Source organism: Roseibium sp. HPY-6 (assembly GCF_040530035.1).
Taxonomy (GTDB): Bacteria; Pseudomonadota; Alphaproteobacteria; order Rhizobiales; family Stappiaceae; genus Roseibium.
In genome coordinates, this window is the sequence record NZ_JBEWCD010000001.1 from 1,717,426 (window position 1) to 1,737,332 (window position 19,907).

Annotated in this window: 12 protein-coding genes; all 12 read right to left on the reverse strand. The window is 57.5% G+C overall.

Annotated features, from left to right (window positions below):
• Positions 1-5: 5 nt before the first annotated feature.
• The 12 genes from ABVF61_RS08095 to ABVF61_RS08150 all read right to left on the reverse strand — a co-directional run bounded on the left by ABVF61_RS08095 (position 6) and on the right by ABVF61_RS08150 (position 19,731).
• Entirely contained in the window at positions 6-1,766 is a 1,761-nt protein-coding gene (locus ABVF61_RS08095; protein WP_353993003.1) for an ABC transporter ATP-binding protein, read from the reverse strand.
• 10 nt (positions 1,767-1,776) lie between these two features.
• Positions 1,777-2,859 (reverse strand): ABC transporter permease, encoded by a 1,083-nt coding sequence (locus ABVF61_RS08100; protein ID WP_353993004.1) that lies wholly within the window; start codon positions 2,857-2,859, stop codon positions 1,777-1,779.
• 82 nt (positions 2,860-2,941) lie between these two features.
• The gene (locus tag ABVF61_RS08105) at positions 2,942-4,294 is read right to left on the reverse strand and encodes a CmpA/NrtA family ABC transporter substrate-binding protein (RefSeq protein WP_353993688.1); all 1,353 of its coding nucleotides are present in this window, start codon (positions 4,292-4,294) and stop codon (positions 2,942-2,944) included.
• Positions 4,295-4,713: 419 nt separating this feature from the next.
• Entirely contained in the window at positions 4,714-5,820 is a 1,107-nt protein-coding gene (locus tag ABVF61_RS08110) for a CmpA/NrtA family ABC transporter substrate-binding protein (protein WP_353993005.1), read from the reverse strand.
• Positions 5,821-5,881: 61 nt separating this feature from the next.
• On the reverse strand, positions 5,882-6,469 hold the full coding sequence (locus ABVF61_RS08115) for an ANTAR domain-containing response regulator (RefSeq protein ID WP_299472533.1): 588 nt from the start codon (positions 6,467-6,469) through the stop codon (positions 5,882-5,884).
• 196 nt (positions 6,470-6,665) lie between these two features.
• Positions 6,666-8,294 carry an alpha-D-glucose phosphate-specific phosphoglucomutase gene (locus ABVF61_RS08120; protein WP_353993006.1) on the reverse strand — a complete coding sequence of 543 codons (1,629 nt, stop codon included), beginning with the start codon at positions 8,292-8,294 and terminating at the stop codon, positions 6,666-6,668.
• A 1-nt stretch (position 8,295) separates the two neighbouring features.
• The gene (gene malQ / locus ABVF61_RS08125; RefSeq protein WP_353993007.1) at positions 8,296-10,302 is read right to left on the reverse strand and encodes a 4-alpha-glucanotransferase; all 2,007 of its coding nucleotides are present in this window, start codon (positions 10,300-10,302) and stop codon (positions 8,296-8,298) included.
• Complete coding sequence (gene glgX / locus ABVF61_RS08130) at positions 10,299-12,398, reverse strand: glycogen debranching protein GlgX (RefSeq protein ID WP_353993008.1); 2,100 nt, start codon at positions 12,396-12,398, stop codon at positions 10,299-10,301. The genes malQ and glgX overlap by 4 nt, the downstream gene beginning before the upstream one ends.
• Entirely contained in the window at positions 12,395-13,849 is a 1,455-nt protein-coding gene (glgA, locus tag ABVF61_RS08135; protein ID WP_353993009.1) for a glycogen synthase GlgA, read from the reverse strand. Before glgA ends, glgX begins: the two co-directional genes overlap by 4 nt.
• Position 13,850: 1 nt before the next feature.
• Positions 13,851-15,113 carry a glucose-1-phosphate adenylyltransferase gene (glgC, locus tag ABVF61_RS08140; RefSeq protein WP_353993010.1) on the reverse strand — a complete coding sequence of 421 codons (1,263 nt, stop codon included), beginning with the start codon at positions 15,111-15,113 and terminating at the stop codon, positions 13,851-13,853.
• Between the two features lie 29 nt (positions 15,114-15,142).
• Positions 15,143-17,344, reverse strand: coding sequence for a 1,4-alpha-glucan branching protein GlgB (gene glgB / locus ABVF61_RS08145; RefSeq protein WP_353993011.1), 2,202 nt, complete (start codon positions 17,342-17,344; stop codon positions 15,143-15,145).
• 8 nt (positions 17,345-17,352) lie between these two features.
• Positions 17,353-19,731, reverse strand: a complete 2,379-nt coding sequence (locus ABVF61_RS08150; protein WP_353993012.1) for a glycogen/starch/alpha-glucan phosphorylase — start codon at positions 19,729-19,731, stop codon at positions 17,353-17,355.
• Positions 19,732-19,907: the final 176 nt, after the last annotated feature.

Below are 19,907 nucleotides of genomic sequence, written 5' to 3' on the forward strand. Positions count from 1 at the left end.
CGCGCTCACTCAGCCGCTTCAACGGCCGCCTTTTGGCGGGCCATGCGCGCAGCACGTTTTTCCTGGATGGACTTGAGCTGTTCTTCGCTCGGATCGGCACCTCCCTCGTAGGCTTCCAGAAAGTCCAGAAGCTCTTCGCGGTAAGCGTAGTAATCCGGGTGCGCGAGCAATTCCTTGCGAGACCGTGGACGCGGCAGGTCCACATCCATGATATTCCCGATCCGGGCGTTCGGCCCGTTCGACATCATGACGACGCGGTCCGCCAGCAGGATTGCTTCGTCGACATCATGGGTCACGCAGATCGCCGTGACCTGTGTCCGCTTCCAGACATCCATCAGAACGTCCTGAAGCTCCCACCGGGTCAGGCTGTCCAGCATGCCGAACGGTTCGTCGAGAAGCAGCAGCTTCGGCGACAGCGCGAACGCCCGCGCAATGCCCACACGCTGCTTCATGCCGTTGGAAAGGTCCGCCGCGGCTTTCTGCATCGCATCGGCCAGGCCGACTTTCGAAAGGTAATACTCGATCACATCCCGCTTTTCGGCCTTGGATGCGTCCGGATAGACCTTGTCGACGCCGAGTTCGACATTCTCATACGCCGTCAGCCAGGGCATCAGGCTCGGAGCCTGAAAGACCACCGCACGATCCGGCCCTGCCTGAGTGACATGGGTTCCATCAAGAACGATCGCACCCTCGGTAATCGGGTTGAGACCGGCAACCATCGAAAGGACAGTCGACTTGCCACAGCCTGAGTGACCGATCAGCGTTATGAACTCGCCTTTTTGCATTTTGAGTTCGAAGCCGTCGACCACGGTCAGGGGACCTTTGGGTGTCGGATAGACTTTCTTGAGCTGCGAGAACTCCAGGTACCGGTCGTCCTTGACGCTCTCCGCCGCGCGTTCGTAAGCAGCCGGCAGCGTGTCTTCCGGCTTGCGCCGCTGCGTGATCGGCACGATGTTCGGCAAGACGATATCTCGCTCCAGATCTGCACCGCGCTCCGCGCCAACCTCCATCAGGTATTCGGTGATGTCAGCCCTGAGCTTGATGAAATCGTCATTGTGGTTGAGTTCACCCCGCTCGCGTGGCCGTTTGAACGGAACATCGAATTCCGGTCCAAGCGTTGCCGTCGTGCCCGGTTTCAACGGGACGATCCTGTCGGCCAGAAGAATGGCTTCGTCCACATCGTTGGTGATCAGGACGATCGTTTTTTTCTCCTGTTCGCAGATGGCAGCAAACTCATCCTGCAGTTTCGCCCGGGTCAAGGCGTCGAGCGCGGACAGCGGTTCGTCGAGCAGCAGCACTTCCGGCTGCATGGCAAGCGCCCTGGCAACTGCCACGCGCTGGCGCATCCCGCCGGAAAGTTCCGCAGGTTTGCGGTCCTTTGCATGGGCAAGACCGACCATCTCGATATATTTGTCGCAGATGGCCCTGCGCTCCTTTGCCGACTTCTTCTTGAAGACAGTGTCGACAGCAAGGGACACGTTTCCGGTGACCGACAACCAAGGCATCAGCGAATAGGATTGAAAGACGACGCCCCGGTCGGGGCTGGGCCCGTCGATTTCCTTGCCCTTGAAGATGATGCCGCCTGTGTCGGCTTCAATCAGACCTGCCAGCAGGGAGATCAGCGTCGTCTTGCCCGTGCCGGAAAACCCGACAATGGCAATGAATTCGCCCTCTTCCACCTTGAGGTTGATGTCTTCCAGCACGTCCGTGCGCCCGGCACCTTCACCGTAGGATTTGGAGACGCCGGAGATTTCCAGAAAGGACATACCCGTCTCCCTATCGGTTGGCGCTAAAGGTGAAGGCGCGCTGGAGAGCGAACATCAGACGGTCGAGCATGAACCCGATGAGCCCGATGGTCAGAACCGCAACCATGATCTTGGCGAGCGACTGTGAGGAGCCGTTCTGAAACTCGTCCCACACGAATTTTCCAAGCCCGGGGTTCTGGGCCAGCATCTCGGCGGCGATCAGCACCATCCAGCCCACGCCCAGGGACAGACGCAGTCCGGTGAAAATCAGCGGGAGCGAGGACGGCAGCACCAGCTTGGTGATGGTTTTCCAGGTCGGCAGCTGAAGCACGCGGCCGACATTCATCAGGTCCTTGTCCACCGACGCGACACCCAGCGCGGTATTGATCAGCGTCGGCCACATGGAGCAGAGCGTCACAGTGACGGCCGAAATCAGCAGTGATTTGGACAGCCAGTCATAAGGGTTTGCATAAGTGGCGGATACGATCATGGTCACGATCGGCAGCCAGGCAAGCGGCGAAACCGGCTTGAAGATCTGGATAAGCGGATTGATGGCGCCGTTGAAGGACCTTGAAAGGCCGGACGCAATGCCAAGCGGAACGGCAATGATTGTCGCAATCAGAAATCCGAGCCCGACGGTCTTCAGCGACGTTCCGATCTGATCGATATAGGTCGGCTTGCCGGTGTAGTTGCGCCACTTGATGCGGTCCGTCTTGCCTTCCGCCTCGAGTTTCGCGTTGCGGGTTTCCTGGCGTTCGTAAAACGCGGCCGCTTTCTCGCGTTCGCGAACATGGTCTTCCCAAAGATTGATCGTCTGGCTCCAGACTTGAGCTGGACCTGGAACGGCGCCGAGCGATGTCTGAACCTGCGGCGCCAAAGTACCCCATAGAACGAGAAATGCGGCGATGCCCAAAAGCGGGATCAGCAATACGCGTTTCAGTTCTCCCAACTGCTCTCTCGGGTTGTCGCCCGCTGCCATTTTCATCAGCGGCACAAGCCAGGAGAACCCGAGCGCATCGAGCCAGCCGCCGGCCTTGTTGATCCAGGTGAAGAGTTTTTCTTTCCGGGCAGCCCGGGCAAGATCCGGAGATCCGGCAGTATCGGCATTGGCCATGGGGTGCGTCCCTAAATTCATTTTTCAGGTGTTCGTAAGATGGGAGAGGCGGTGCGAAACCGCCGCTCCCGGGAGGGTGTGATCAGCCACCGACCACTTCGTTGCCGTCCACGATCTGCTTGCCTTTCAGGCCGATCGGGAGGCTGTCGATGTAGGCGTTTGGCTGCTTGCCGTCGTAAGGGATGCCGTCGATGATGTCGGCAGCCGGCGTTGGAGCACGGTAACCGTCAGAGTCCCACGGGAAGTCTTCCTCGGCGACATGACCTTCTTCCACCAGCATGCGTGCGGCTTTCAGATAGGTTTCCGGAAGATAGACCGACTTGGCGACTTCATCGTACCAGCTGTCCGGCTTGTGCTCCGGGATCTGGCCCCAGCGGCGCATCTGCGTCAGGTACCAGACAGCGTCGGAGTAATACGGGTATGTCGCGTAATAGCGATAGAACACGTTGAAGTCGGGAATCTCGCGCTTGTCGCCCTTTTCGAACTCGAACGTTCCGGTCATGGAGTTGGCGATCACTTCCGCGTCTGCGCCGACATATTCCGAACGGGCCAGCATCTCGACAGCTTCCATGCGGTTGGCATTGTCGTTTTCGTCAAGCCACTTCGCAGCGCGGATCAGCGCCTTTGTAATCGCTAGGGTGGTGTTCGGATATTCTTCGGTGAATTCCTTGGTCAGGCCGAAGACTTTTTCCGGGTTGTTTTTCCAGATCTGATAGTCGGTGATCACCGGAACACCAATGCCCTTGAAGACGGCTTGCTGGTTCCACGGCTCGCCGACGCAGTAGCCGTAGATCGTTCCGGCTTCGAGGGTCGCGGGCATCTGTGGCGGAGGTGTCACGGAAAGCAGAGCCTCGCCTTGGATCTGACCTGAAATATCGGTCTTGGAATAAAAGCCGGGATGGATATCACCGGATGCCAGCCAGTATCGCAGTTCATAGTTGTGCGTCGAAACCGGGAAGACCATGCCCATATTGAACGGCTTGCCCTCGTCGATAAACTGATCGACAACCGGCTTCAGAGCAGACGCCTTGATCGGGTGCACCGGCTTGCCGTCATCCTGCATTTCGATGTGCGGCTTCATCATTTCCCAGATCTCATTGGAAACGGTGATGCCGTTGCCGTTCAGGTCCATGGAAAACGGTGTCACGATATGCGCTTTCGTGCCAAAACCAATGGTCGCGGCAAGAGGCTGCCCGGCCAGCATGTGCGCTCCGTCAAGCTCGCCCGTGATGACGCGATCGAGAAGAACTTTCCAGTTCGCCTGAGGCTCCAACGTTACGAACAGACCTTCTTCTTCAAAATAGCCAAGCTCGTAAGCAACCGCGAGCGGCGCCATGTCGGTCAGCTTGATAAAGCCGAATGTCAGCTCGTCTTTTTCGACATCCAGCATTTCGGCGAATGCGCCCGATGCCGGGACAATCGCGGTGGCTGCCATCAGGGCACCCAAAGCGAGCCTGCGTGTTATCTGAAATTTGTTTCCGTTTTTCACGTCCTGTTCCCTCTTGTCTTTCGCGCCCTTCTTGCGAACGCTGAACTCCAAGTAAAAAAGCCGCCGTTTTGATCTGCTCTTGGGAGGAGAGGAGTCAGATCAGAACGGCGGCTTTGCCAGAGCGCCCATCAATGGACGCGATATCGTGTAGGCCATCGTTGGCCCTGTGCTCTTGTTAGCACGAAGCGTGCCAACTTGATCAAAACGCACTTTTCTTCGGTTTTCGAGTGGTTTAGCCTGCTGATCAGAAATTAATCATCTCTCATATTGCTCGATTTGTTGGCTAAGGTTTGAGGCAGATGATGGATTTTTGTGCAGCGCAAAACCGCGATCCGGCTTCCGGACGCGTTTTGGATTGATCGGTTTCACATCGAAACCGTGTCGAACAGCCGGATAGATTTTTCGGACGGCAATTGGTCGATCTGTAAAGCCGACTGATAGATTTCGGGTGAAAAAATCCTGACCACTTCGGCCTCGGCTTCGGAGCTGAACGTTGCCTGGTCCCACCTGACCATCTGCTCGTAAAACCATTTTCCCTGAGCAGGCGACGGAGCGGCCGCAGGCCCACCGGAAAAGGACAGGAAATCCGGCAGTGTTTTGGACGTCGTTTGTCCAAAGCGCATGTTTCCGCTCAGTGCCGGGCTGCACAGGTCCGGATCGCACGAAAGATAGTCAGGACCCGATAGTATTTTGGTCAGCCTATCCACGTTTTTAAGGTCGGCGCACCAGTCGGCGGCCTTCGACATGCTCCGCATCATGGCCGCCAGCAAATCCGGGCTGGATTGCGCCCATTTACGCGTGACGCCCAGAACTTTTTCGGGGCTGTCCGGCCAGATCGCCTGTTTATAGGTGACGATACGCCCGGTACCCGCGGCCACTGCGGCGGTGTTCCAGGGTTCGCCGACGCAGTAGCCGTCAAGTTGCCGGGCAGCCAACGCGTCCGCCATGAGCTGGGGCGGCAAAACAGTGATCTCAACGTCCTTGTCCGGATCGACGTTGGCGGCGGCAAGCCAGTGCCTCAATTCATAAGCATGTCCGGAGAACGGATGAACCACGCCAAATCGAAGCGCGCTATCACCAGTTTTGGCGCGCGCTGCCACAACGGTCGCGATCGCCGCCCCGGTCGAGGCCGGATCGCCGTTCCGGTCAGCACCTTCCGCCAGCAGATCCTGCCAGAGTGCCGCGGAGACCGTGATCGCATTCCCACCAAGTCCGAGCACCATTGGCGCCAGCATCGGCACAGCAAGACTTGTCAGGTTAAGGGTTGCGGCAATCGGCATAGGTGCGAGCATATGCGCTACATCAAAATGTCCGACAGCAACGCGGTCCCTGATGTTTGCCCATGAGCTCTCCCTGACAAGCTTCAGCGCAATGCCCTCCTCCTCGGCGAAGCCGATCTCCTTGGCGGCAACCAGAACCGCGCTGTCCAACAGCGGAATAAAGCCCGCAATTACAGGTGTCAGCTGCCCCACCACTTTTCTCCAATCTCCAAATGCGCCGCCCCTCCCCGGCTGATTGTTTCAGTTGACATGGTCAGTCCCCCAGCAACCCGCTGGCAATGACGAGGCTTTGCGCAACGTCGATGATTTTTCGGCTCTGGTTCATGGCCGTGCGCCGAAGCAGGTCGTAGGCGGCCTGCTCCGACAGCCCCTTGGACTTCATCAAGATGCCTTTCGCACGATCAATGGTCTTCCTGTCGGCCAGCTCCGTGCGCGCATCTTCGAGCTCCTTGGAGAGTTTGGAAAACGCATTGAAACGGCTGACCGCCATATCCAGGATGGGTTTCACCCGCTCGCGCTTTAGACCGTCGACGACATAAGCGGACACACCCGCGTCGACGGCCGCTTCGATCGACTGGCTGTCGGCCTTGTCCACGAACATGGCGATAGGTCTTTGAACGGCACGCGACACCTGGAACATATGCTCAAGCTGGTCGCGATTGGGGTTCTCCAGGTCGATGACGATCACGTCCGGATTGATATCCGCGATCTGACGAACGAGGCCGTCCATCTGGTGCACGAGAATGACCGCGTCGTGTCCGGCATCACGAAGCCCCTCTTCGATGATGGACGCGCGGATCTTATTATCATCAATGACGAGGATCGAAATGCCACTGCTCATGCCCGCATTATGCGCAGAGCTATTTTTTATGCAATCTTTTTGCTGCAGCGCGAAATAATTTCACACCGGCTTTTCCGAAAGCGGCAATAAATTGCCCGCGAACCTAGCAAACCGCGGGATATTGCGTCGCTTTCAAAAGCACGCGCGTTCGTTGCGAGCGCAAGATTCCGCGCCCGCAAATACGCATTTCGTCGGATCAGGTAATCACATCCGGCCCGGACCGGTTCAAGCGCCCGATCCCCGCGATTTCGTGTGCAGCCGCGATCACCAGCGAAAGCGCAGACTGAACATCCTGGGTCAGCCGGACAGGATCTGTTTCAAGATGTTCGATATAAAGACGCAAGGTCGCCCCTTCGGTGCCCGTGCCGGACAGCCTGAAGACGGCGCGTGCACCATTGTTAAAGCGGATGCGCAGTCCCTGATTGCTGCTTTTGGATCCGTCGATCGGATCCTCGTAGCCAAAACTGTCCGCCTGATCGACAACCTGCCCGGCAAATGACTTGCCGGGGAGAGTATCCAACTGGCCTGCAACACGGTCCATCAGATCACTGGCGTCCGCCTTCGGAAGTGCTTCGTAGTCATGCCGTGAATAATAGTTCCGGCCGTATTTCTTCCAGTGCTCTTGAACAAGATCTGCAACCGAACACCGCTTCTTTGCAAGAATGTTGAGCCAGAGCAGAACAGCCCAGAGACCGTCCTTCTCGCGCACATGGTTGGATCCGGTTCCAAAGCTCTCTTCACCGCAGATCGTGGCCCGCCCGGCATCGAGCAGATTGCCAAAGAATTTCCACCCGGTCGGTGTTTCGAAACACTCAATGCCGAGATCCTGCGCAACCCTGTCCGCCGCACAGCTTGTCGGCATTGAACGCGCGACACCGGCAATGCCATTTGCATAACCGGGGGCAAGGTGAGCATTTGCCGTCAGGACGGCAAGGCTGTCGGAGGGCGAGACATAGAAATTCCGGCCGAGGATCATGTTCCGGTCACCGTCGCCATCCGATGCGGCCCCGAAATCGGGCCCTTCGTCCGACATCAGTTCGGCCATGAGTTCCTTCGCCCAGGCCGGGTTCGGGTCCGGATGACCTCCGCCGAAGTCCACAGAGGGTGTCGCGTTGATCGCGCTGCCGGCGGGCGCGCCGAGCATTTCTTCAAGAATGACTTTCGCATAGGGACCGGTGATTGCGTGCATGGCATCGAAACGCAGCCGGAAACCCGAGGCGAGCAGGTCCTTGATCGCACCGAAATCGAAGAGCTCCTGCATCAGGGCAGCATAATCCGATACCGGATCGACAATGCTCACGACCATGTCTCCGATCTTTTGCTCGCCTAGCGCATCAAGATCGATATCGGGGGTCTCGAGCGTCCGGTACTGGCCAATGTTCTTTGTTGCGGCAAAGATCGCTTCGGTGACCCCTTCCGGTGCCGGTCCGCCGTTTGGAATGTTGAATTTGAGCCCGAAGTCCTCATCAATACCACCCGGGTTATGGCTCGCAGACAGAATCAGCCCACCATCGGTCGCGTTTTTCCGGATGAGGTGCGACGCCGCCGGTGTCGACAAAAGCCCTCCGCGCCCCGCAATGACATGTGCTGCACCATTCGCAGCAGCCATCCGCAATATGGTCTGAATCGCCTCGGCATTGAAATAGCGGCCATCCCCACCGACAACGAAGGTCTTGCCACCTGCTCCTCCGATTGCGTCGAACACGGACTGAACGAAATTCTCCAGATAGTGCGGCTCCATGAAGACCCGTGTCTTTTTGCGCAGGCCCGACGTCCCGGGTTTTTGGCCTTCGATCGGCTGTGTCGAAACCACTTTGATATCCATGTCAATTTTCTCCATCCGGATAAAATGCTGCGCGTCCGGCCGTTCGCATCAGGTCGGCCGTTTCGTGAAGTGCGGGGCTTTCGCCCAGAGTATCAACTGCTACCGGATAGATGCGACGCCAATTCGAATGTTCGTCGATCGTGCCCGGTAAATTCTGTGCTTCTTCCTCGCCCAGGATATCGTCGAGCTGGACCGAGGCCATGACGGCTGGCGAGTGGGATAATCGACCGTGGATAGCAGCACCTGGCGCGCCGCCTTCCGGAACAAGTTCGGCGACATTTTTCCTGCGTTCTTGTCTTGAGTGCGCCGCGCTGTCTTCGTCGATCCAGCCAAGCCTCTGCCACCAGTCGATGTCACGGCCAACGCAAAACCCGTGCAGCGTGGGCGTGTCGTGCGTTGCAAAACAGGCAAGGTTGTGAGCGCGCAGGTGCGCAGGATCCCGGAAAGACCCGTCCCATTCCTTTTCATATTGCAGAACGGAATAGCCGTAGATGCCGCGCGCGCTCAGAGCCTCCCGGAAACCGTCCGGCACGAGACCGAGATCTTCACCGACAACGACACATTGTGCCTTGTGTGCCTCAATGCCGACCAGCGCAATCAGTGTTTCGAACGGCTGTTGAACATAAGCGCCCGGACTGCCGTCATCCGGGATCCAGAAGCTGCGGTTCAATCCGAGCACATGATCGATGCGGATCACACCGGCAGAACGCATCGTTTGGCGCAGGACGGCGCGCAAATTCCGGTAGCCGTCCTTAGCGCTCAACGACGGGGCGAAAGCTGTCAGTTGCCAGTTCTGTCCCTCCGGACTGAGATGATCGGGAGGAGCGCCGAGCGAAACGCCTTTTGCGACGCAATCCTGGCTCATCCAGGCTTCGGCACCGTCCCTGCGCGCACCAACGGCGAGGTCGAGATAGAGGCCGAGCGGCATCGCGTGTTCGCGAGACACGCGATCCAGTTGTTCACTGGCAACCCATTGCAGCCACATGTGAAAACGCGTTTCCCGCTCGTCCCATGCATTTCTTGGAACCGTCGTGGGATCTTTCAGCGCCTCTGGCCAGCTGTACCAGTTTTCGCCGTGTTGGCCCGCAAGCGCTTCAAAGATCGAAAATTGGTGAAGATCTTCGCCATCGGCCTGTATAAACCTTTGGTGACGTTCCTTGGCATCATCGCTGCCAACGGCGTTGAACAGGTCGAACAGAGCCCTCAACGGCGACTGCAACCGTTGCCGAATGTTCTGGTAGTCAATCAGCAGCTCGTCCGGCGCGGTATCAGCGCGTACTCTCTCAACCAACTCGTTTGCGGTCTGGTTTCCCTCCAAACCCGGGATCTGGTCCAGCGCGATGTGCAAAGTGTTCAGGAAACCGCGATGGGACGGCGAATAGGGACTGGCGATATCGGTTGTCGACCAGCCCCAGTTGTGGATCGGGTTTATACCGAGGAAACTGGCACCTGCAGACCCGAGCGTTTGGGCAAGATCTGCAAGATCGCCGTAATCGCCGAGGCCAAGGTTCCGGTCGGACTTCAAACCATAAAGCGCTGCCGTCACACCCCAAACCCGTTCCCGTCCAGTTACCGAAACAAGTGATGGTGTCTGTGCGGGCGCAGCCGGTATCAGGGCCACTTGCTCGATTTCACCATTTGAAACGCGCAAGTGGTGGACACCAACCTCAAGAGCCGGAAGACGGATATGATCCTCGGATAATCCATTTGCGACCTCACGCCCGGTCTCGTCGGTCAGCACCCAATCACAGCCGTGGCTGACCGGAATACCAGCGTCATATCCGGCCGTTACGACAAATTCCGGCGAGACGAGATGGTGCTCACGCTCCAGACGTAGCGCGTCGAGCGACATCCTGACCTCAGAATCGCTTTCCGCAGCAACTCCCATCGCTCTGAGCATCGCACGCTGTGTGTCCGGACCGGCTCTGTATTCATGCCCGCCAAGATCGTGGAAGTATGGCAGTACTCCATGTTCTTCAGCCAGTTGCTGCAACGATCCGTCGCTCATGAGAGGTCTCCCTCGGGCGTAAGTGCCAGTACCACGACCGATTGACCCTGGACCGTAAGACCGCCGTTCGACAGACGCGTTTTCGGGAACGCATCGGTTTCCGACGTGTCGAGTTCAAGTTGCCATCTGTATCCGGACGGTGCACTCGTCAGCGTCGCCGGAACGCTTTCCTCATCGCGGTTGAACAGGAGAAGCAACGTGTCATGCACCTGATTTTCAGGGGGAAGCTCTCCAGACCCGCGAAGGATAAGGGCGAATTTGGAAAGCCCCGGATCACGCCAGTCCAAAGGCCTGCAGTCGAAATCGAGCCATTCGACATCTGGCAACCCGTCGAGTTCGCGCGCTACGCCATGCAGGAAACGCGACTGACGCAGGCTTGAATGGGTCCGACGCAAAGCGGCAAGGCCTCTGACGAATTCGACCAGAGTTTCGTCCCGGTCCTCCCAGTTGATCCAACCGATCGGATTGTCCTGGCAATAGGCATTGTTGTTGCCGTTCTGGCTGTTTCCGATCTCGTCACCGGCGAGCAGCATCGGCGTCCCTTGCGAAAGGAACAGGGTCGCCAGCAGATTGCGTTGCCGGCGGGATCTACGGACTTGAATGCCGGGATCATCGCTCGCCCCTTCGACCCCGAAATTGTCGCTGAAATTGGCGTTGTGACCGTCGCGTCCGTCTTCGCCGTTGTTTTGATTATGACGGCGGGAATAGCGCGTGACATCAGCGAGCGTGAAACCGTCATGTGCGGTCACCAGATTGACGGATGACACGGCCCGACGACCGTCCTTGTCAAAATGGCCCGCCGAGCCGAGCACACATCCGGCAAGCTCCTGCGCGCTGTGATCGTCGCCTCGCCAGTATTTTCGGCTGGTATCGCGGAACCTGTCATTCCATTCGCCAAACTCGGGCGGAAACCGACCCAACTGGTATCCCCCCGGACCGATATCCCATGGTTCGGCAATTAGATGCACATTTGCCAATACAGGATCCTGGCGCAGAGCATCGAAGAACCCACCATTGGGATCAAACCCATGCGCTTCGCGCCCAAGTGTCGTTGCGAGATCGAACCTGAAACCGTCGACACCCATGACCTCGACCCAGTAGCGCAAACTGTCCAGGATCATTCTGAGAACATAGGGATGCGCCGCATTGATCGTGTTTCCGGTTCCCGTGTCATTGACGTAGTAACGCGGTTGACCCTGTATCAGACGGTAGTAGGACGCATTGTCGATACCCCGGAAAGCTAGTGTCGGTCCGCGGTGATCCCCTTCAGCGGTATGATTATAGACGACATCCAGGAGGACCTCGATCCCGGCGGCGTGAAACCGCTGAACCATATCACGAAATCCGGACCGACCCGATGATCCGTGGTAACGGGGTTCGGGGACGAAAAACCCGATCGTATTGTACCCCCAGTAATTTCGCAGCCCCTTCCTGATCAGGAAGTCGTCATCGACAAATGCATGAACCGGCAGCAGCTCAATCGATGTAACACCAAGCTTTTGCAGATGCTCGATCATAGCTTCTGAGGCAAGCCCGTCGTAGGTGCCCCGTACATCATCCGGAACGTCCGGATGTTGCATTGTAAGCCCCTTCACATGCGCTTCGTAGATCAGCATATCCTCAGCACGGCATTCTGGCCGCTCGGCCATCGGAACCAGGCTGTCAGGCGGTAGAACCACGCATTTGGGAACATACGGCGCGCTGTCCAGTTTGCTGAAGGAGAGGTCTCCGGCAGGGTCGTCATGGTCGAACCCGGACAATGCCGCATGCTGGCGGAACGAGCCGCGAAATTCCCGGGCATAAGGATCCAGAAGCAACTTGAACGGGTTGAAGCGGTGACCGTGTTCAGGAGCATAGGGACCATACACCCGGTAGCCGTAGAGCGTTCCGGGCCGAAGGCCGGGCAGATACCCATGCCACACGGGACCGCTGCGTTCAGGCAAAAGATATCGCGCGGTTTCGGTCGACCCGTCATCGGAAAACAGACACAGCTCAACCTTTTGTGCATTGGCGGAAAAGAGCGCGAAATTCGTACCGTCACCGTCAAAATGAGCGCCGAGCCTGGAAAAAGAGCCCGGAAGCATTCGTTTGTTCATTCACCGCCCTCTTCGCGGCCGTTCAACACTGATCGGTAAAGGTCGGAATAGGCAGCAGCCGATGTTTCCCAACCAACCTGATGCCGCATCGCATTACGCATCAGGGCCGACCAGCTCTTTTGATCTGAAAACATGTCACAAACGCGGTCTATCACGTCGACCATCCCGGCAAGCGTGACCGGTGCAAACTGAAATCCGGTTGCGCATCCGGCTTTAACCGCAGCATCGTTGGCATCAATGACGGTGTCGGCAAGTCCACCCGTGTGCGACACCACCGGTATCGTTCCATAGCGCAGCCCGTAGAGCTGCGTGAGCCCGCAAGGCTCGAAGCGCGACGGGACCAGGATGGCGTCAGCACCGGCCTGCATCAGGTGTGAGAGTTTCTCATCATAACCAATGATCGTGCCGACCGAACCGGCATGGGCCACCGCTGCCTGCCGGAAGGCTTCTTCCAGCTTCTTTTCACCGCTGCCCAGAAGCGCGAGCCGCGCCCCCCGTCCGACGAGCACAGGCAAGGCTGCCAAAAGCAGATCGAGGCCTTTTTGCGCCGTCAGACGACTGACTACGCAAAACAGGGGTGCGCTCGGATTGGCATTGAGGCTGAACCTTTTCTCCAGCGCATCCCGGTTGACCGATTTGCGTTTCAGTGCGCGCGAATTGTAGTTGGCAGCAATCGCTTCGTCTGTTTGAGGGTCCCATGCGTCGAGATCAATGCCGTTCAGAATGCCGACAAGGTCGGATCTGCGGGATTGCAGCAGCCCCTCGAATCCCATTCCGAACTCTTCAGACATCAGTTCGCGTGCATAGGTCGGACTGACAGTTGTAATCCGCTGCGAAGCAACGATCCCGGCCTTCAGATAGCTGATTTTACCGTAGTACTCGTATCCATCGGGCGAAAACCCGGAAGGATCCAGATCCAATTTATCGGCCAGTTTGTTTGGGAAAAGGCCCTGAAAAGCAATGTTGTGGATCGTCACGATGGAGGGCAGCGCCGATCCTGCCTGGCGCAGATACCAGGGTGCAAGCCCGGCCTGCCAGTCATGCGCATGGAGCAAGTCGGGCTTCCAGCCGTCGAAGCCCTTCTGAGCGACATGGACGGCCGCCTTGCACAGAGCCGCATATCTTTGGGCGTTGTCGGGCCAGTCCTGCCCGGTGTCATCGAGATAGATACCAGCCCCGCGGTCAAACAGGTCAGGAGCATCCAGCAGGATGAGCGACACGCCTTCCGCTTTTACCGCTATGAGACCAGCGGGCGCTCCGAACAGTTTTCCCAAGTCCGCTTTCACCGTGGCCTTCTCGCGAAGGCCTTGTAAACTGCGGTAGAGCGGCAGGATGACACGGCAATCAACGCCTGTCGGGATGAGCGCCTTGGGCAAGGCTCCGACCACATCCGCAAGTCCTCCAGTCTTGACGAATGGAGCACATTCGGAAGCAACAAGGAGGACGTTCATGTCAGGCCCCAAGATTGTCGATCATCTGTTGCGTGATCAGGCAAATGCCGCTGTCCGTGCGCCGGAAGCGCTTGGCATCCATCTCGGGATCTTCGCCAACAACCAGGTCTGCGGGAATTTGCACGCCGCGGTCGATCACGACGTTGGTCAAACGCGCATTTCGGCCAATATCCACATGTGGCAGCGCCACCACACCTTCGAGCCGTGAATAGGAATTGCAGCGCACGCCGGTGAACATGAGACAACGCAAAAGGCTGGATCCGGAAATGATGCAGCCGCCGGACACCATGGACGAGATCGCCTGCCCCCGGCGGCCTTCCTCGTTGTGAATGAATTTCGCAGGCGGGTTCAGTTCCTGGTAGGTCCAGATCGGCCATTCCGTGTCATAGATATCGAGTTCTGGTGTAAAGTCGGTCAGGTCGATATTGGCTTGCCAGAAAGCATCGACTGTCCCCACGTCGCGCCAATAGGGCTCCTTTTCCAGCCCGCTTTTCACGCAAGAGCGGCTGAACGGATGTGCGAATGCGGTCCCTTTGGCAACCAGCTTAGGAATGATGTCTTTCCCGAAATCATGGCTGGAGTTCGGGTCCGCTGCGTCGTCTTTGAGGATGTCGAACAGAAGCTCCGTTTCGAAGACATAGATCCCCATGCTGCAAAGCGCTTGCTCGGGATTGCCGGGCATCGGCGGAGGATCCGCGGGCTTTTCGACAAAGGCCGTAATGAGGTCGTTTTCATCGACCGCCATCACACCGAAGCCCTTGGCTTCTTCGAGCGACGCCTCTATGCAGCCAACGGTCACCTCGGCGCCCGAATTCACATGCTGCTCCAGCATCTTGGAGTAGTCTTGCTTGTAGATATGGTCACCTGCGAGAACCACCATGTATTTCGGCGCGTAGCTCTCGATGATGTCGATGTTCTGGTAGACCGCATCCGCCGTCCCCAGATACCAGCTTTCTTCGTTCACGCGCTGGGAGGCAGGCAGGATATCCATCGATTCATTGCGCTCAGGGCGGAAGAAGCCCCAGCCGCGATGCAAATGACGGATAAGACTGTGCGCCTTGTATTGGGTGGCGACACTGATGCGCCGAATGCCGGAATTGATCGAGTTGGACAGGGTGAAATCGATGATCCGTGTCTTGCCGCCGAAAAAAACGGCCGGTTTTGCCCGCCGGTCGGTCAATTCCTTCAGCCGGCTGCCCCGTCCCCCTGCCAGGACAAATGCCATCGCTTGTCGGGCGAGACTGCGTTGATCTTGCATGGACATCCATTTTCCTCCCGTGTTCGCAGCGCCGATTATGCCTCCGGTGCTTCACATTCGAAAATCAGAGTACTTAAGGGAGGAAGCGTAAGGCAAAGCGAAAATGCCTGACCGGAGGATGCGATCTCATCGGCGGACACGCTACCGAGATTTCCAAGCCCGTTTCCGCCGTAGCACTTTGCATCCGTATTGAGCCGCTCAATCCATCTCCCCTTGGCAGGAACGCCGATCCGCCGGAGCGACCGTTCGACGGGTGTGAAGTTGCACACGACCAGGACCGGCCGCGTGCCCGGAGCGCCGCGGCGGATCCAGGCGAAAACGGACTCGTCCGCATTCGACTCCATCCACTGAAAGCCCTCGGACTTGGAATCCAGCTCGTGAAGCGCTGGCGTGTCCGCATAGAGCCGGTTCAAATCACGAACGAGGGTTTGCACACCCTTGTGCAAGCCGTTCTCCAACAAATGCCAGCCAAGGCTTTCATTGTGGTTCCATTCCCAGCCCTGCGCGAACTCGGAACCCATGAAGAGCAGTTTCTTGCCGGGATGGCCCCACATAAAGCCGTAATAGGCGCGCAGGTTGGCAAATTTCTCACGCCCGTCTCCAGGCATCCGGTCGAGGATCGACCCCTTCCCGTGTACCACCTCATCATGACTGAGCGGCAACACGAAGTTTTCGGAGAAAGCGTAATGCAACCCGAATTCGATCTTGTTGTGATGGTACTTCCGATGAACCGGATCTTCACGCATGTAGGAAAGCGTGTCGTTCATCCATCCCATATTCCACTTGAAACCAAAGCCCAGACCGCCGGAGTCGACCGGTGTGCTCACACCGGGAAAGGCCGTGCTTTCCTCAGCCACCGTCGTGACGCCCTCCATATCGGCATAGATCAGGGTGTTCGCGCGTTTCAGGAACTCGATGGCTTCAAGGTTTTCGCGCCCGCCATGCACGTTCGGCACCCATTCGCCATCGGCCCGCGAATAGTCCCGATAGAGCATGGAGGCCACCGCATCGACCCTCAAGCCGTCGACATGGTGCTCGCGCATCCAGTAGAGCGCATTGGCGATCAGAAAATTCTGAACTTCGGTGCGGCCGTAGTTGTAGATGTAGGTTCGCCAGTCTGGATGCCAGCCCTCTCTGGGGTCCGCATGTTCATAAAGCGGAGTTCCGTCAAAGCGTCCAAGCCCGTGTTCGTCTTCCGGAAAGTGTCCCGGCACCCAGTCGATGATCACCCCCAACCCGGCGCCATGGCAAGCATCGACAAAGGCACGAAACTCATCCAGCGTGCCATAGCGGATCGTCGGCGCGAACAAGCCGACAGGCTGATACCCCCATGATCCGTCAAACGGATGCTCCGAAACAGGCAGCAATTCGATATGGGTAAATCCCATTTCCTTCGCATAGGCGACAAGTTCGCGCGCGTGTTCCAGATAAGACAAAGGACGGTTCCCGTCTTCCGGAACACGGCGCCACGAACCAAGATGCACCTCATAGATGGAGATGGGCCGGTCGATCCGCTGACTGTCACCTCGTGTTTTCAGCCAGCTCTCATCCTGCCATTGGTACTGATGCAGATCCCTGACAACCGAAGCCGTTTTGGGTGGATGCTCCGCGCCGAACCCGAACGGATCGGCCTTTTCTGGAAGCAGGTTCCCCTGGCTGTCCTGCAGTTCAAATTTGTAAACGGTGCCCGCTTCCAACCCGGGCATGAAAATTTCCCAGACGCCTGTGCTGCCGCATTTGCGCATCGCATTGCGACGGCCGTCCCAGGCATTGAAGTCTCCGACCAGTGACACGCGTTTTGCATTGGGCGCCCAAACAGCAAAGTGAACACCTCGCGTACCTTCGTGCTCCACGACATGTGCACCGAGCTTTTCCCAAAGCCGCAAATGGGACCCTTCGCCGATCAGATACTCATCAAGCTCTCCAAGAACCGGTCCAAAACGATAGGCATCTTCGCTTTCCCAGCTCTCTGCTCCACGGGTAAGGCGAAGCCGATAGGCAAATCGCTGCTTGCGACGGGTGGTCGCCTGGAAAACGCCCGGCGCACCGGGCTGCGGCGCGAGAAGCGCGACGCGCTTTCCGGTTTTGGTATCGAGCGCTTCCACTTTGTCCGCGTCAGGGTGAAAGACAGTCAGGCAGATTTTTCCGTCGATATCATGCGGTCCGAGCACGGAGAACGGGTCATTGAAATTTCCGCTACTGAGTGCCTCTAGAGAAGCGCCGCTGTCCGCACTCATTTTCCACCTCACGATCTGTCCAGAAGGGACGGTGTCTGCCAGATGTCGTTCGAATATCCTCTGATGGTCCGGTCGGAGGAAAACCATCCGGACCGGGCTGTGTTTAGTGCCGACATTTCCGCCCAGCGTTTCTGATCGACAAATGCCGCATCGACCTTGCGCTGTGTCGCGAAATAATCTTCAAAATCGCATGTTACGAGAAAATAGTCATGTTCGTGAAGCAAACGAACAAGCCCGTGGTATCTGCCTGGATCACCGGGCGAGAACAAACCATCGGCAATCTGATTGAGGACGCGGGTAAGCCTTGGGCTTGCGGCAATGGCTGCCCGGGAATAGTCGAACTGGCTGCGCCGCTCGACAACTTCCTCAGCGGTCAGCCCGAACAGGAAGAAATTCTCAGCGCCGACCCTTTCGCGAATTTCAACATTTGCACCATCAAGCGTTCCGATCGTGAGCGCACCGTTCAGCGCAAACTTCATGTTTCCCGTGCCCGAAGCTTCCTTGCCTGCGGTCGAAATCTGTTCGGATAGATCAGCCGCGGGGATCAGCACCTCAGCCATCGAAACATTATAGTTCGCCGGGTAAATCACCTTGAGCCGATCCTTTGTGACCGGGTCTGCATTTACCACCCGAGCCACATCGTTGATCAGATGAATGATCTCTTTGGCAACCACGTAACCGGGTGCTGCCTTGCCGCCAAAGATCTTGAGCCTCGGCGTCCAGTCGCCGTTTGGCGTATCCCGGATTTCGTTCCAGTGAGCGATGGTCTCCAGAATATTCATCAGCTGCCGCTTGTATTCGTGAATACGCTTGATCTGGACATCGAACATTGCCGACGGATCGACCTCCAGGCCGTCTTGCTCAGCAAGCCAACGCGCGAGCTTCTGCTTGTTCTTCTGTTTCGCCGCCGTGAATGCGTCCAGAAAGCCCGGATCTGAAATGTGAGGTTCCAGGTGACTGAGCTGTTCCAGATCGTCCACCCACGCGTCACCGATTGTCTTTGTGATCAGGTCACGAAGCGGCGGATTGCAGCTATAGAGCCACCGTCGTGGCGTGACGCCGTTTGTCTGGTTGATGATCCGTCCCGGGTAATGGCGGTTGAGATCCGAAAACACTGTCTTTTTGACAAGCTCGGAATGCAATGCAGACACACCGTTGACCCGGTGCGCCATGATAAAGGCCAGTTCCCCCATCTTGACGGCATGGTCTTCGATAATGCGCACATGGCTTTCCGTCACACGCAAATGTTCGGCTTCTATGATCTGGATTATTTCAAGGTGCCGCGGCAGTGTTCTTGCGAACAATCCCAGGTCCCAGCGCTCAAGCGCTTCCGGCAGCAGGGTGTGATTGGTGTAGGCCAGGCAAGACCGCGAAATCTCGATCGCTCGTTTCATCTCAACGCCATGCTCGTCGGCCAAGAGCCGCACAAGCTCCGGACCGGCAATTGCCGGATGCGTATCGTTGAGCTGTATGGCCACATGATCGGCAAGCGTCTCGATCTCGTAGCCCTCGGATTTGAACCGGCGCACGATATCCTGCAGCGAGGCGGAGGTGAAAAAGTACTCTTGCTTCAACCGCAGTTCTTTTCCCGCCTCCGTCGTGTCGTCGGGATAGAGAACCCGTGAAATCGCGCGCGCCAATGCCTCCGGCACGACCGCACCGACAAGATCGCCGCGATTGAAACTGCCAAGATCAAAGAGGATTGTGGGCTTCGCAGACCAAAGCCGCAGCGTATTGGCCCACCGGCGTTTCCAGCCGAGGATCGGTGTATCGTATGCGTTGGCAATGACCGTTTCGGCAGGGACCCAGGTGCCGTCGACATAGCCGCCAAAGCCGACTTCGTAAGTCACTTCAGGCCGCTCGAATTCCCAGGTGTGGCGCTGCGCCAGCCAGCCTTCCGCCACTTCGATCTGCCGGCCGTCCTCAAAATGCTGCTCGAACAGTCCGTGCTCATACCGAATGCCATAGCCGTATGCCGGAATGCCCAGCGTGGAAAGACTGTCCAGGAAACAGGCGGCCAACCGGCCAAGCCCACCATTACCGAGCGCAGCGTCCGGTTCGTTATGCACGACCGTATCGTAATCAAGTCCCAGGTTTTCAAGTGCGGTACGTGAAGCGCTTTCGGCGCCCAGATTGATCGCCACATCTTCCAGCAAGCGGCCGATCAGAAACTCCATTGAGAGATAGTAGACCCGCTTGCCGGCAGCTTCATAGGTTTTGCGGGTGGACTGAAACCAAGGATCGACAACAAGATCACGCAGGGCTAGTGACAAAGACGTGCGCCAGTCGTAAAGCGTCGCGTTTGCGGTATCCTTTCCGAGCGACTTCTTCAGGTGACTCAAAACCGAAGCTTGCAGGTCTTCGGGGGCAATCGTCGTATTCGTCAACTTTGTCTCGCTTTCCATTCCAACGTTCAAACACGATGCCAATCGTGTACCGTCAATTCAACTCGCAACCCTGCGCTTTCGCGTCTCGGGTAAACAGCTGATTCCTTGAGACCTCGATACCACACCCGAAGCGGCTTGCAGCGCAAAATCGAACGCAACGGGGAATTCGCGACGTC